Genomic DNA, 13,504 nt, shown 5'->3' with positions numbered 1-13,504 from the left:
CGCCGGTCATCATGCGCTCGAAGCGGTTTATTCCGCTCCGACCTCTGTACCCTCAAGGTTGAGGCTGAGCTTATCGCTCGCAGCGTCATCTTCATCGTCCATTTCTCTCATTTCAATCTCTTGCTCATCTTCACTCAAAATCTTAACGTCCATACCCAAGCTTTGAAGCTCTTTGATCAATACTTTGAATGACTCAGGAACGCCTGGTTCCGGAACATTCTCGCCTTTGACGATGGATTCATACGTTTTAACCCGACCAACAACATCATCGGATTTAACAGTCAAGATTTCTTGCAGTGTATAAGCAGCACCGTATGCCTCAAGCGCCCATACTTCCATCTCCCCGAAACGCTGTCCACCGAATTGGGCTTTACCACCCAATGGTTGTTGCGTAACAAGTGAGTAAGGACCTGTGGAACGGGCATGGATTTTATCATCAACCATGTGTGCCAGTTTGATCATGTGCATGACACCTACGGTAACTTCACGTTCAAACTCTTCACCTGTACGACCATCATACAGGACGGTCTTACCATTACGTTGCATTCCTGCTTCTTCCATCGTATCGAAGACGTCATACTCCTTCGCTCCATCGAATACAGGTGTTGCTACGTGAATACCCAGTTGCATCGCCGCCATACCCAAGTGAACCTCGAGTACTTGACCGATATTCATCCGGGAAGGTACGCCCAGTGGGTTAAGAACGATCTGAACCGGTGTACCGTCTGGCAGGAAAGGCATATCTTCTTCCGGCAAGATGCGGGCCACGACCCCTTTGTTACCGTGACGTCCGGCCATTTTATCACCCTCGGAAATTTTCCGTTTTTGAGCGATATATACACGAACGAGTTGGTTAACACCTGGAGGCAGCTCATCACCGTTTTCACGGGTAAATACTTTCACGTCAACTACGATACCATCAGTACCATGTGGTACACGCAAGGAAGTATCTCGTACTTCACGTGCTTTCTCACCGAAGATCGCATGCAGGAGACGTTCTTCTGCAGTCAGCTCTGTTACACCCTTAGGTGTGACTTTACCAACCAGAATGTCGCCAGCGCTAATCTCAGCACCGATGCGGATAATACCGCGCTCATCCAAGTTACGCAACGCTTCTTCCCCAACGTTAGGGATGTCACGTGTGATCTCTTCAGGTCCGAGCTTGGTATCACGTGCTTCCGACTCATACTCCTCGATATGGATGGATGTGTATACATCTTCCTTAACGAGTTTTTCACTGAGCAAGATCGCATCCTCGTAGTTGTAACCTTCCCAAGTCATGAAGGCAACAACGACGTTACGTCCCAGAGCCAATTCACCCATTTCCGTTGAAGGACCATCAGCGAGGATATCGCCAGCTTTGACAGCGGCACCTCTTTTGACAATCGGACGCTGGTTAATGCATGTTCCTTGGTTCGAACGCATAAATTTGTGTAATTTATATTTAACGATATCGCCTTTAACTTCCTGACCGTCCACTTCTTCAACACGACGGACCCAAATCTCATTCGCAGAAGAACGTTCGATAATTCCGTCATAATCGGAGACAATACATACACCAGAATCTTTTGCAGCTTTGTGCTCCATACCTGTTCCCACAAGTGGTGCTTTAGGAATCAAGAGTGGAACCGCCTGCCGCTGCATGTTTGATCCCATGAGTGCACGGTTGGAGTCATCGTTCTCAAGGAACGGGATCAGCGCTGTAGCGACGGAAACAACCTGCTTAGGAGATACGTCCATGTAGTCAACTCGCTCACTCGGCATCGTAAGGATGTTATCCGACTGTTTGTTGTAACGTACAATGATCGCTTCTTCTTCAAATGTACCGTCTTCGTTCAACTTCGCATTCGCTTGTGCGATGACATAGTTGTCCTCTTCGTCCGCTGTCAGGTAATCAATTTGCTCAGTTACAATACCTGTCTTCGGATCAACCCAACGATATGGAGCTTCAATGAAGCCATATTCATTTACACGTGCGAATGTAGACAAGGAGTTGATCAAACCGATGTTAGGTCCCTCTGGAGTCTCGATTGGACACATCCGGCCATAGTGGGATGGATGGACGTCACGCACTTCCATGCCTGCACGCTCACGCGTCAAACCACCGGGTCCGAGTGCGGACAAACGACGTTTATGAGTCAACTCACCCAGTGGGTTCGTTTGATCCATAAACTGTGACAATTGGGAGCTACCAAAGAACTCTTTAATCGATGCAATAACAGGACGGATGTTGATCAATGCCTGTGGTGTAATTACGTTAGCATCCTGAATGGACATTCTCTCACGAACCACACGCTCCATACGGGACAAACCGATACGGAACTGGTTCTGCAGGAGTTCACCCACCGAACGCAAACGACGGTTACCCAGATGGTCAATATCATCCGTGCTACCAATTCCTTGCAGAAGGTTAAGGAAATAACTGATGGACGAAATGATATCCGCCGGCGTCACGTTTTTAACGGACTTGTCAATGATTCCATTGGCAATCAGTTTGACTACTTTACCATCTTCTGTTGGTGAAAATACATCGATCGTTTGCATAGGAACATCATTAGCATCCAGAACACCGTTACCCACGTGATACGTGCGGAAGCCAACGCTCTTCTCAAGATACGGCATGATTTCATCCAACAAGCGACGATCCACCATTTGACCTGCTTCAGCAATAATCTCGCCTGTTTCAGCGTCAACAAGTGATTCAGCCAAACGCTGGTTGAACAAACGGTTTTTGATGTGAAGCTTTTTGTTCATTTTGTAACGACCTACATTAGCCAGGTCATAACGTTTTGGATCAAAGAAACGCGCTACAAGCAAGCTTTTCGCATTATCAAGCGTTGGCGGCTCGCCCGGACGAAGACGCTCATAGATTTCAATGAGTGCTTTCTCCGTGGAATCCGTGTTGTCTTTGTCCAGTGTGTTGCGGATATATTCGTCATTACCGAGCAGATCCAGAATCTCAGCATCTGTGCCAAAACCAAGTGAACGCAGGAGAACCGTAACCGGTATTTTACGTGTACGGTCGATCCGGACATAAACAACATCCTTCGCGTCCATCTCCAGTTCCAACCAAGCGCCGCGGTTAGGAATAACTGTAGCGGTATACGTTTTTTTGGCGTTTTTATCTACTTTGGTACTGAAGTAAACGCTAGGAGAGCGAACCAACTGGCTGACAATAACCCGTTCCGCACCATTAATAATAAATGTGCCCGTGTTGGTCATCAGCGGGAAATCTCCCATGAATACTTCCTGCTCTTTGACTTCGCCGGTTTCCTTATTAATGAGCCGGACTTTGACCCGAAGCGGTGCTGCATAAGTAACGTCACGCTCTTTCGCGTCGTCTACTGTATACTTCGGTTCACCGAGACTGTAATCGATAAATTCCAAAATCAAGTTACCTGTAAAATCCTGGATCGGCGAGATATCCTGGAACATTTCGCGCAACCCTTCCTCCAAAAACCAATCGTAGGATTTTTGTTGGATTTCAATCAGGTTCGGAACTTCGAGTATCTCGTTAATTCGTGCATAACTGCGCCGAGTGCGTCGACCATATTGAACAAGATGTCCTGCCAACTTAAACTCACCCCTCAATGTCTACTCACTTTAAAAATTTCGTTGCGAACCTCTGTTTGTAACCTTATAATGGTACACATACAGAGCAAAGCAATGCATCCACAAATAAAGAAAAGCCCTTACTCGAAATGTCGTTCGAAAAAAGAGCAACTTTGATCGGCGGATGTCTTCCCAAATCATTCTTATCCCCAGTTTGCCCAAAATGTACATATTATACGCCAAACGTAGGCATAATAAGCCCGTTCGGCGTAAAAAAAGGTTGACATTTTTAGTTAGCTAAAGCCAAGTAGGGCATCTTAATACTGACATTTTACAATAATACCACGACCTGAATTTCAAGTCAATAGTCCTATTGCAAAAAAAATGATCCCCTGCTTACTTTACAAACTCGGATTTAGCTTTTAGTAGATGCTTCTTCCGTTTTCACCGCTTTAAAAATCCGATAGCCTTTATCCTTCGTCACTTCTTCCACTCGTCCAAACAAAGATTCCAATTTCGCTTTCGCCGATGGGGCACCTTGCTTCTTCTGAATGACAATCCATAACGAACCGCCTACCTTTAAATGACGATGTGCCTGTTCGAAAATAGCATGAACCGTTTCTTTTCCAGCCCGTATAGGCGGATTAGTCAGTACAGCGTCAAAATCTTGCTTTTTTACTTCAGCCAGTAGATTACTTTGTAATACCGTGACATTGCTAATTCCGTTCGCTTTTGCATTTTCCCTGGAAAGTTCAACGGCTCTCTCGTTGATATCGATCATGGTGACATGCCCATCCGGTACAAGTTTGGCTGCTGTAAGACCCATCGGTCCGTACCCGCAACCCACATCGAGAACATGAGCCCCTGTTGGCAGCTCTATCGCATCAATCAATACTCTGCTACCATAATCGATTCCATTTTTGGAAAATACACCGGCGTCAGTCACGAGTCGCAGACTGAATCCGCGAAGAACCGCTTCAGTTGCTTTGCGATCATGTGCTACTTGCGGTTTGTCCGAATAATAATGATTGGACATGTCCTCACTCACTTTCCATTTACAATTACAGCAACAAACCCCTTGATATAAGTCAAGGGGTTTGTTGTTTTGTTCATTTAGCTTGTAAAAGCTAAATTATTTAACTTCAACTGAAGCGCCTGCTTCTTCAAGCTTAGCTTTAACCGCTTCTGCTTCTTCTTTAGCAACTTTTTCTTTCAGTGCTTTTGGAGCATTGTCAACCAGTTCTTTTGCTTCTTTCAGGCCAAGACCTGTGATTTCGCGAACTGCTTTGATAACGTTAATTTTGGAAGCACCAGCGCTAGTCAAGATTACGTCGAACTCGGATTGCTCAGCTTCTGCAGCAGCAGCGCCTGCACCTGCAGCAGCTACTGGAGCTGCAGCAGTTACGCCGAATTCTTCTTCGATTGCTTTAACAAGATCGTTCAATTCCAGTACAGTCATGCCTTTGATTGCTTCCAAGATTTGCTCTTTACTCATGAGTGAACCTCCATATATAATATTATTTTTTTTAATTCATTTGCTACCTAAGCAGCGTTCAGATCAAGTTGCTTACGCGCCTTGTTCTTCTTTCTCTGCAACTGCTTTAACCGCAAGTGCGAAGTTGCGCACTGGCGCTTGAAGCACGCTGAGGAGCATGGAGAGAAGTCCATCGCGGGATGGCAATTCTGCCAACGCCTTAACTTCTTCTACTCCGATTACGCGACCTTCTACGACTGCACCTTTCAATTCCAGTGCATCGTTCTTTTTCGCGAAGTCGTTCAGAATTTTAGCTGGAGCGACAACGTCATCTACGCTGAATGCAATTGCAGTAGGACCTGTAAGAACACTATCGAGTTCTGTCAGTTCTGCTGCTGCAGCTGCACGGCGAAGCAACGAGTTTTTCAGCACTTGGAATTCGATCCCTGCTTCACGAAGTTGCTTACGCAACTCAGTTACTTGGGCAACGTTCAATCCGCGATAGTCAACTACAACAGTTGTAACGCTCTCGCGCAATTTTGCTGTTACTGCATCAACGGACTCTTGTTTTGCTTGAATCACTTTTGCGTTTGCCAATCTGTACACCTCCTGATCAAATTTATCCCATTAAGAAAAGCCTCCGTAGAATCACGAAGGCTTGATATATACTCATCATCGATTTGCATCGTTCTAAGTTCTATAATCACACCTCGGCAGGAAATTAAGCCAATTGGCACCTACTGTCTACGGCAAGCATATTCAAATGTCAACGGTCAGTCACTCGGACTCACAACTTTTATATCTTATCAAAACAGGACAAGCCTGTCAAGATTTATTATCTAAAAGCTGCTGCGTTCACGCGTGCGCCAGGGCCCATCGTGGAAGAAAGACTAACATTCTTCAGATAAACACCTTTTGCTGCCGCTGGTTTAGCACGATTCAGAGCTTCCATGAGAGCTTTAAAGTTCTCATTCAGTTGCTCAGAAGAGAAAGATGCTTTACCGATCGGTGCATGAATTTGACCTGCACGATCCAGACGATATTCGATTTTACCGGCTTTAATTTCTTGAACAGCCTTAGTTACATCGAAAGTTACCGTTCCGGCTTTAGGGTTAGGCATCAGACCTTTACCGCCGAGCAGTCGGCCCAATTTACCTACTTCACTCATCATATCTGGTGTCGCTACGCAGACGTCGAACTCGAACCAGCCTTGTTGGATTTTGTTGATCATGTCTGCATCACCAACATAGTCCGCGCCAGCCGCTTCCGCTTCTTTCGCTTTGTCACCTTTTGCAAATACCAATACGCGTTGTGTTTTACCTGTGCCGTGTGGCAAGACAACAACACCACGTACAGCCTGGTCTTGCTTACGAGGGTCTACACCCAAACGAACTGCTGCTTCGATTGTTTCATCGAATTTTGCAGTAGCTGCCTTTTTCACAAGCTCTACAGCTTCTGAAGGCTCGTAAGTTGCTTCGCTGTCAATCAGCTTAGCAGCTTCCAGGTATTTTTTACCGTGTTTAGCCATGTTTTATTCCTCCTTTGTGGTGTTAGCGGATATACCTCCCACATCAACCGGTCGCGAATCGACCGGTTTTACGAAGCCATGTTTCTTATGAAAATTAGTCTTCGATGGTGATACCCATGCTGCGGGCAGTACCTTCGACCATACGCATTGCGGACTCAACGTCTGCTGCATTCAGGTCAGGCATTTTTTGTTCTGCGATTTGACGAACCGCATCACGTTTAACAGTAGCAACTTTTTTCTTGTTCGGTTCGCCGGATCCTTTTTCAACTTTAGCTGCCACTTTCAACAGTACTGCTGCTGGTGGAGTTTTAGTGATGAAAGTAAAGGAACGGTCCTCGAATACAGAAATTTCAACTGGAATAATCAATCCCGCTTGATCAGCTGTACGAGCGTTGAATTCTTTACAGAATGCCATGATGTTGACACCTGCTTGACCCAAAGCTGGACCTACTGGTGGTGCTGGGTTTGCTTTACCTGCTGGAATCTGCAGTTTTACCATTTTAATAACTTTTTTCGCCATGATTGACACCTCCTTGCAAAATAGTGGTTAACGGGTTTTTCAACCCTCCCACAAGAAACTTGAAGAAACTAGATCTTCTCCACTTGTGTGTATTCCAACTCAAGCGGCGTTTCCCGTCCAAACATGTTCACGTGCACTTTCAACTTGCTTTTGTCTACCAAAATTTCTTCCACGGAGCCTACAAAATTCGCAAAAGGACCGACTTTAATACGTACGGATTCCTTAATTTCGAACTCAATTTTCGGCTTAGGTTCAACCATACCCATGTGCTTCAGAATTTGTTCCACTTCTTCAGGCAACAATGCAGTTGGTTTGGACCCAGAACCTGTCGAACCGACAAATCCAGTAACCCCTGGTGTGTTGCGAACAACATACCAAGAATCATCCGTCTGTACCATTTCCACCAAGACATAACCGGGGTAAACTTTACGCATAACGGTTTTTTTCTTACCGTCCTTGTTTACCACTTCTTCTTCCATTGGAACAAGAACGCGGAATATCTTGTCTTCCATGCCCATAGACTCTACGCGTTTTTCCAAATTGGCCTTGACCTTGTTCTCATACCCTGAATAGGTATGAACGACGTACCATCTTTTTTCCATATCAAGCCACCGGAACCCTTCTTAAATAATCGCTTCGATCACAAAGGAGATGCCAATGTCAATGACCCAAAAAAACAGCGTCATAACCACAACAGTACCAAGTACGATCAATGTGTAGTTGGTCAGCTCTTTACGATTAGGCCAGCGAACTTTTTTAAGTTCAGCCCAGCTTTCTGTGAAAAAGGAAATCAGAGATTTGAAACTTCGTTTCACGCCGACACCTCCAAAAACTATCTGGTTTCGCGATGAGAAGTCTGCTCGTTACAAAACTTGCAAAATTTCTTCATCTCCATGCGGTCGGGGTGATTACGCTTGTTTTTTGTCGTAGTGTAATTTCTTTGTTTGCAGTTAGTACAAGCCAAAGTAATAATTACCCGCATGATGTACACCTCCCGAAGACTTCCACATTCAAGCAGAGTCTCTAAATTGATCCTGAAAAAAAGCCATAAATTTAGGCCTACCTAAAACACTTTATCACAAGGGTATAACCATGTCAATGAAAGAATAGCCTTTCATTCATTGGGTATTACTTCCGTACAACGTACTCTCGTTTCACATCTCTGTTTTTCTCTTCTCCTGCATGGACCGAGCGATTACTAGTATAAACATTCTTTGATTTTATAAACTTGAGACACTAAAAAAAGACTCAAACACCGAGCCTTTTCCGTCAACGACAACATGTGTTTAATTATCTCGAACTTCCAGGTACTTTTCAAGCTTGCGCTTCACACGCTGTAGTGCATTATCAATGGACTTCACATGTCTGTCCAAATCTACTGCAATCTCTTGATAAGATCTCCCGTCCAGATACAACATCAATACTTTACGTTCCAGATCACTCAGAATCTCGGACATTTTATCTTCCAGGCCCACAAACTCTTCCTGATTAATGATAAGTTCTTCCGGATCACTGACCTGGGTTCCACAAATCACATCGAGTAACGTACGATCAGACTCTTCGTCATAAATAGGCTTGTCCAGAGATACATAAGAATTAAGCGGAATATGTTTCTGACGTGTTGCTGTCTTAATTGCCGTGATGATCTGTCTTGTAATACACAGTTCAGCAAAAGCCTTGAACGAAGCCAGCTTGTCCCCTTTGAAATCTCGAATGGATTTGTAGAGGCCAATCATTCCTTCTTGAATAATATCTTCCCGGTCTGCCCCAATCAGAAAATAAGATCTTGCCTTGGCGCGTACAAAGTTACGATATTTGTTAATCAAAAACTCTAACGCTTCGCTTTCGCCTTCACGGAAAGCTTCGACAATGTCTTCGTCACTTTGGTAATCATACTTGGATAACATGATATCTTTGAGGTCGACACTCACAGACAATCCCTCCGGCTGCAACGCAAGGTACCCCGTTACTCTACTCTATGAAATATACGCTCAGTATATATGATGGCACCTCACACCGTCAACCACGCTCTGCCTAAAAAAGAACATCAATAACATAAATGTCAAGACTTTCAATATTCTAAATATTGTAAAAACGAGTTGTTATTCCCGCCGCCATCGCTCAAACTCTTTCAATACATCGGGACTTAACTTCCCCCCGAGAGTATTACGCGTTGTCTTCGCCTGATCTTCTTCCAGTCGTTTCTTTAATTCTTTTTCGTTCTGCTCGACTTCAATTAGCAATTCCCTTGCAGATATGCGTAGCGCTCCCTGTCCGAAAATGACATGTTGCTCTACCATATCGCTCGTAGCCACATAGATTTGGCGTCTTCGCATGCTTAGTTCCCGAACGAGTCTCTCAATGCATTCGTCTGCCGTCTCTTTTTCCTTTGTAAAATAAATCTGTACTTTGCTCTGTGTAAAGGATTTACCGAGTCCAGGCACGAGGTAGGCGTCAAACACAACAATGACCCGCCGGCCGGAGAACGCCTGATAGTCTGCTAGTCGAAAGAGAAGCCTGTTACGCGCCTCTTCTAGCCCACTTTCCGCCAGTCTGGTTAGCTCCGGCCAGTCACCAATCATGTTGTACCCGTCTACAAGAAGCACATCACGGGAATCAGCCATACCTTCTATTCCTGCGCTTGACGCGAGCGGAGCACTTCATACATGACAACACCCGCTGCCACGGAAGCATTCAGGGAATTAATCTGACCTTGCATCGGTAATTTGATCAGTACATCGCATTTCTCACGAATGAGTCGTCCCATTCCCTTGTTTTCATTGCCGATTACCAATGCCACAGGGCCAGTAAAGACGCCGTTACCAAAGACACCTTCATGAGCAGTGACATCTGTCCCTACAACCCACACACCTTCTTCTTTAAGGCGATCGATAGTCTGCCCGAGATTACTTACACGAGCCACTGGTACGTACTCCACGGCGCCTGCTGACGTTTTAGATACAGTCACTGTTACCGCCGCCGAGCGACGTTTGGGTACAATGACGCCATGCGCACCCGTGCAGTCTGCTGTCCGCAAAATGGACCCCAGGTTATGAGGATCTTCAATCTCATCCAGCAGGATCAGGAAAGGATGCTCATTCTTCGCTTTTGCTGCGGCAAGAATGTCTTCTACCTCCACATAAGCGTAAGGTGCCGCTTGTGCGACTACCCCTTGATGCTGAATGCCTGGTACCGTTTGGTCCAACTTACGCTTGTCCACGTGTTGAATGACAATACCAAGTTTTTTAGCTTCCGAGATAATAGGTTGAGTCAGATGTTTCTGTGCTGTATCGGCAATCCATATTTTATTAATGGTCCGGCCTGAACGCAGCGCCTCCGTCACGGAGTGTTTACCGGCGATCCATTCTTCTTCCATCGTTGTTCGATCCTCTCTGTAATGCGTTGTTTTGTTGAAATTTCTATTTTTTTGTCGGTGATGGCGATTGTTGTTCCGCTTGCTCAATGCCAAGCCCGATCAGTTCAATCATGCGATCATGACGACCACTGCTGTAGAGGTAGCCAATGAGACATTCAAAAGCCGTGGCATGTCTGTACTCCAGAACATCTGCATTTTTGGGGATACTGCCCGACTTGGCGTTCCGCCCTTGCCGGACGATGTCCCGTTCTTCTTCTGTCAGTGCAGCCTCAATCGTTGTAAGTATGCGGCTCTGTGCCTTCGCTGATACCAATCCGGTTGCACTACGGTGCAGATGATTGGGACGCATGTTCGCCTTCGACAACAGATATTGACGAACAGCCACCTCATATACCGCATCACCAATATAGGCCAGCGCAATAGGAGGAATCAACCTCGCAGGTCTGGAAGGGGGATATGGGAACCATCCTCCTTCTGTGCCCTGCTCCTGTTGTTTTGGTGTATTCAAATATTCCTCGCTCATTTGCGCCGCCATCTCATCCCCTGCGCTGTATCCTCAAGCAGGATGCCACGTGCAGACAATTCATCGCGAATTTCATCCGCTCTTGCCCAGTTTTTGGACTTACGCGCTTCGACACGCTCTTCAATCAGACGCTCTACTTCTTCATCCAAAAGTTCTGGCTCTGCGTCAGTATAGATGCGCAGAACAGCATTCAGTTCATTGAACAATTCGAGGAGTGCACGAATGTCAGCAGCATTGACTACTTCTTGCTGCAACAATTGGTTGGCTTCCCCTGCCCACTCAAACATAGCTGTAATTGCATCAGGTGTATTGAAATCGTCCTGCATCTTCTCGTGATACTGTTGACGAATTTGGTCGAGTCTTGCCGCAAAATCTGCTGAAATATCCTGATCTACGGATACCGCATTCAGGCGATGGTTCAGGTTACCTACAGCATTTGCAATCCGGTCCACACTGTTCTGAGCCTGCTCCATCGTATCATCCGTAAAGTTCAATGGATTGCGATAGTGGGTAGACAACATGAAATAACGAATGGCTTCGCGTTTATATTGATTTCTCAAGTCTTTAACAAGAACACCATTGCCGAGTGATTTCGACATTTTCTCGTTATCGATTCGAATAAAACCATTATGCATCCAGTAGTTGGCAAGCGGTTTACCTGTTAATACCTCGGATTGGGCGCATTCACACTCATGGTGCGGGAACTGCAGATCCTGTCCGCCTCCGTGAATGTCCAGTGTATCCCCTAGGTATTCCCTAGCCATGGCGGAGCACTCAATATGCCAGCCTGGCCGACCATCGCCCCAAGGACTGGACCAGTAGATCTCACCTGGTTTGGCTGCCTTCCAGAGCACGAAATCTTCGGGATGCTCTTTACGCTCATCCACGCCTACACGGATTCCGAATTGCAACTCCTGCAGGTTTTGTTTCGAGAGTTTGCCATATTCGCTGAATTTGCCTGTGCGATAATAGACGTCACCGCCATTTTCATATGCAAATCCCTTTTCAACCAGCTCACGGATAAAATCAATAATGAGCGGCATGTTCTCTGTAACTCGCGGATTGCTGCTTGCCTTCGGAATACCCAGTCCTTCAAGGTCTTCATAATAGGCCGCAATAAACTTCTCCGCGACATGAGGGACGTCCGTTCCAAGTTGTTCTGCTTTGCGGATCAGCTTGTCGTCGACATCCGTGAAGTTCACCACATAGTTCACTTCATGTCCTATTTGTTCTAGGTACCCGCGAACCGTGTCGAAAAAGATAACTGGGCGTGCATTCCCGATATGAATGTAGTCATACACCGTTGGTCCACACACATACATTTTTACTTTCCCCGGCTCTTGAGGAACAAAATCCTCTTTTGTACGACTCATCGTATTATAAATTTGAAGCGTCATGGTCACTTATCCTTTCATCCTATACTGCCTATATTTATTGTATCACGTATCACGCACAGTCTCATTTTCACGGGCATTCTGTAGTGTACGTATCTCTTGCTGCAATCGTTCGAGTTCTTGTTGCATGCTGCGCAAGGAGTCAACGACCGGATCGGGCAACTGCTGACTAAGGCGATCTACCCGTCGACCGTCCTGTTTAACAATTCTGCCCGGTATACCCACCACGGTACTGTTGGAAGGGACTTCCTTAAGCACAACGGAGTTAGCGCCAATGTTACATTGATCCCCCACGCTAAATGAACCCAGCACTTTGGCTCCGGATGAGATAACCACATTATTACCAATGGTCGGATGTCTCTTTCCTTTTTCTTTCCCTGTTCCGCCAAGGGTAACCCCCTGATAGATAACGACATCATCGCCAATCTCACATGTTTCTCCAATAACGACGCCCATTCCATGGTCAATAAACAACCGATTTCCGATCGTAGCTCCAGGGTGTATCTCAATTCCTGTCATAAAACGACTAACCTGCGAAATGAACCGGGCAACCGAGAACCATCTTCGCTTGTATAAAAAATGAGCGATCCGGTGTGCCCATATTGCATGCAGCCCTGAGTAGGTGAATACCACCTCAAACCATCCCCGGGCCGCCGGGTCGTTTTCAAACACCGCCTGGATATCTGATCTGATCTTCTTGAACATGCTCGTTCCCCTCTTGTTCAGGTTCCCGTCCTCCGGCTTACCGGACGGCGCGTTCCTTGGTAGTGTACTGCACACTCGCCTAAACAAAAAACGCCCCTGCAGCATTTAGCTGCAGAGGCGTTTATCGCGGTCCCACTCTGCTCGGTTCATCCTCAAAAGAATGAGCCCTTAAGCGGTTTGGTAACGGAAACCAATCGTCACAACCTATCCTAACGTTTTCCCATGTCATGCTGACAAGGGCGGGGCTGGATTCGGCTGTGCAGCTCACGGGCGCATTTCGACTGATGGACAGTGGATGGCTCACAGCCACCGCAACCAAAGAAATCTTCCTTTGCTGCGGGACCATCCTCTCTGAATCTGTCCGGGTCAGTCTACTCCTCCCGATCTTTGCTGTTCTATTAGATAAATCATATCAATTATTCGTTGTGTTGT

At 46.1% G+C, this 13,504-nt stretch carries 15 protein-coding genes and 1 other annotated feature; all 15 genes read right to left on the bottom strand.

Annotation, left to right across the window (positions count from 1 at the left end):
• Nucleotides 1–27 precede the first annotated feature (27 nt).
• Nucleotides 28–3,573 carry a DNA-directed RNA polymerase subunit beta gene (rpoB, locus tag HF638_RS27110; protein ID WP_074096567.1) on the bottom strand — a complete coding sequence of 1,182 codons (3,546 nt, stop codon included), beginning with the start codon at nucleotides 3,571–3,573 and terminating at the stop codon, nucleotides 28–30.
• A 394-nt stretch (nucleotides 3,574–3,967) separates the two neighbouring features.
• On the bottom strand, nucleotides 3,968–4,588 hold the full coding sequence (locus HF638_RS27105; protein ID WP_169483040.1) for a class I SAM-dependent methyltransferase: 621 nt from the start codon (nucleotides 4,586–4,588) through the stop codon (nucleotides 3,968–3,970).
• A gap of 96 nt (nucleotides 4,589–4,684) precedes the next feature.
• Nucleotides 4,685–5,047: a 50S ribosomal protein L7/L12 gene (rplL, locus tag HF638_RS27100; protein WP_169483039.1), complete on the bottom strand. Its 363-nt coding sequence runs from the start codon at nucleotides 5,045–5,047 to the stop codon at nucleotides 4,685–4,687.
• 72 nt (nucleotides 5,048–5,119) lie between these two features.
• Nucleotides 5,120–5,623, bottom strand: a complete 504-nt coding sequence (gene rplJ / locus HF638_RS27095) for a 50S ribosomal protein L10 (protein WP_017692064.1) — start codon at nucleotides 5,621–5,623, stop codon at nucleotides 5,120–5,122.
• Nucleotides 5,624–5,647: 24 nt separating this feature from the next.
• Nucleotides 5,648–5,794: a sequence feature (ribosomal protein L10 leader region), on the bottom strand.
• Between the two features lie 67 nt (nucleotides 5,795–5,861).
• A complete protein-coding gene (gene rplA / locus HF638_RS27090; RefSeq protein ID WP_017692063.1) occupies nucleotides 5,862–6,554 on the bottom strand; it encodes a 50S ribosomal protein L1 in 693 nt (230 codons plus the stop codon).
• Nucleotides 6,555–6,648: 94 nt separating this feature from the next.
• On the bottom strand, nucleotides 6,649–7,074 hold the full coding sequence (rplK, locus tag HF638_RS27085; RefSeq protein ID WP_056697655.1) for a 50S ribosomal protein L11: 426 nt from the start codon (nucleotides 7,072–7,074) through the stop codon (nucleotides 6,649–6,651).
• A 68-nt stretch (nucleotides 7,075–7,142) separates the two neighbouring features.
• Entirely contained in the window at nucleotides 7,143–7,676 is a 534-nt protein-coding gene (nusG, locus tag HF638_RS27080; RefSeq protein ID WP_145336484.1) for a transcription termination/antitermination protein NusG, read from the bottom strand.
• Between the two features lie 21 nt (nucleotides 7,677–7,697).
• The gene (secE, locus tag HF638_RS27075; RefSeq protein WP_105406954.1) at nucleotides 7,698–7,889 is read right to left on the bottom strand and encodes a preprotein translocase subunit SecE; all 192 of its coding nucleotides are present in this window, start codon (nucleotides 7,887–7,889) and stop codon (nucleotides 7,698–7,700) included.
• 17 nt (nucleotides 7,890–7,906) lie between these two features.
• Nucleotides 7,907–8,056, bottom strand: coding sequence for a 50S ribosomal protein L33 (rpmG, locus tag HF638_RS27070; RefSeq protein WP_072735843.1), 150 nt, complete (start codon nucleotides 8,054–8,056; stop codon nucleotides 7,907–7,909).
• A 304-nt stretch (nucleotides 8,057–8,360) separates the two neighbouring features.
• Entirely contained in the window at nucleotides 8,361–9,005 is a 645-nt protein-coding gene (sigH, locus tag HF638_RS27065; RefSeq protein ID WP_017692059.1) for an RNA polymerase sporulation sigma factor SigH, read from the bottom strand.
• A gap of 171 nt (nucleotides 9,006–9,176) precedes the next feature.
• A complete protein-coding gene (locus HF638_RS27060) occupies nucleotides 9,177–9,698 on the bottom strand; it encodes an NYN domain-containing protein (protein ID WP_169483038.1) in 522 nt (173 codons plus the stop codon).
• Nucleotides 9,699–9,703: 5 nt separating this feature from the next.
• Nucleotides 9,704–10,450 carry a 23S rRNA (guanosine(2251)-2'-O)-methyltransferase RlmB gene (gene rlmB, locus HF638_RS27055; RefSeq protein ID WP_017692057.1) on the bottom strand — a complete coding sequence of 249 codons (747 nt, stop codon included), beginning with the start codon at nucleotides 10,448–10,450 and terminating at the stop codon, nucleotides 9,704–9,706.
• A 43-nt stretch (nucleotides 10,451–10,493) separates the two neighbouring features.
• Nucleotides 10,494–10,973 carry a Mini-ribonuclease 3 gene (locus HF638_RS27050; protein ID WP_169483037.1) on the bottom strand — a complete coding sequence of 160 codons (480 nt, stop codon included), beginning with the start codon at nucleotides 10,971–10,973 and terminating at the stop codon, nucleotides 10,494–10,496.
• Nucleotides 10,970–12,370 carry a cysteine--tRNA ligase gene (cysS, locus tag HF638_RS27045; protein WP_169483036.1) on the bottom strand — a complete coding sequence of 467 codons (1,401 nt, stop codon included), beginning with the start codon at nucleotides 12,368–12,370 and terminating at the stop codon, nucleotides 10,970–10,972. Before cysS ends, HF638_RS27050 begins: the two co-directional genes overlap by 4 nt.
• A gap of 42 nt (nucleotides 12,371–12,412) precedes the next feature.
• Nucleotides 12,413–13,072 carry a serine O-acetyltransferase gene (gene cysE / locus HF638_RS27040; RefSeq protein ID WP_169483035.1) on the bottom strand — a complete coding sequence of 220 codons (660 nt, stop codon included), beginning with the start codon at nucleotides 13,070–13,072 and terminating at the stop codon, nucleotides 12,413–12,415.
• Nucleotides 13,073–13,504 lie beyond the last annotated feature (432 nt).

This window comes from Paenibacillus sp. SZ31 (assembly GCF_012912005.1).
GTDB lineage: Bacteria > Bacillota > Bacilli > Paenibacillales > Paenibacillaceae > Paenibacillus.
Note: the sequence above shows the minus strand (reverse complement) of the source record. Positions and strands in the feature narration are given on the sequence as shown.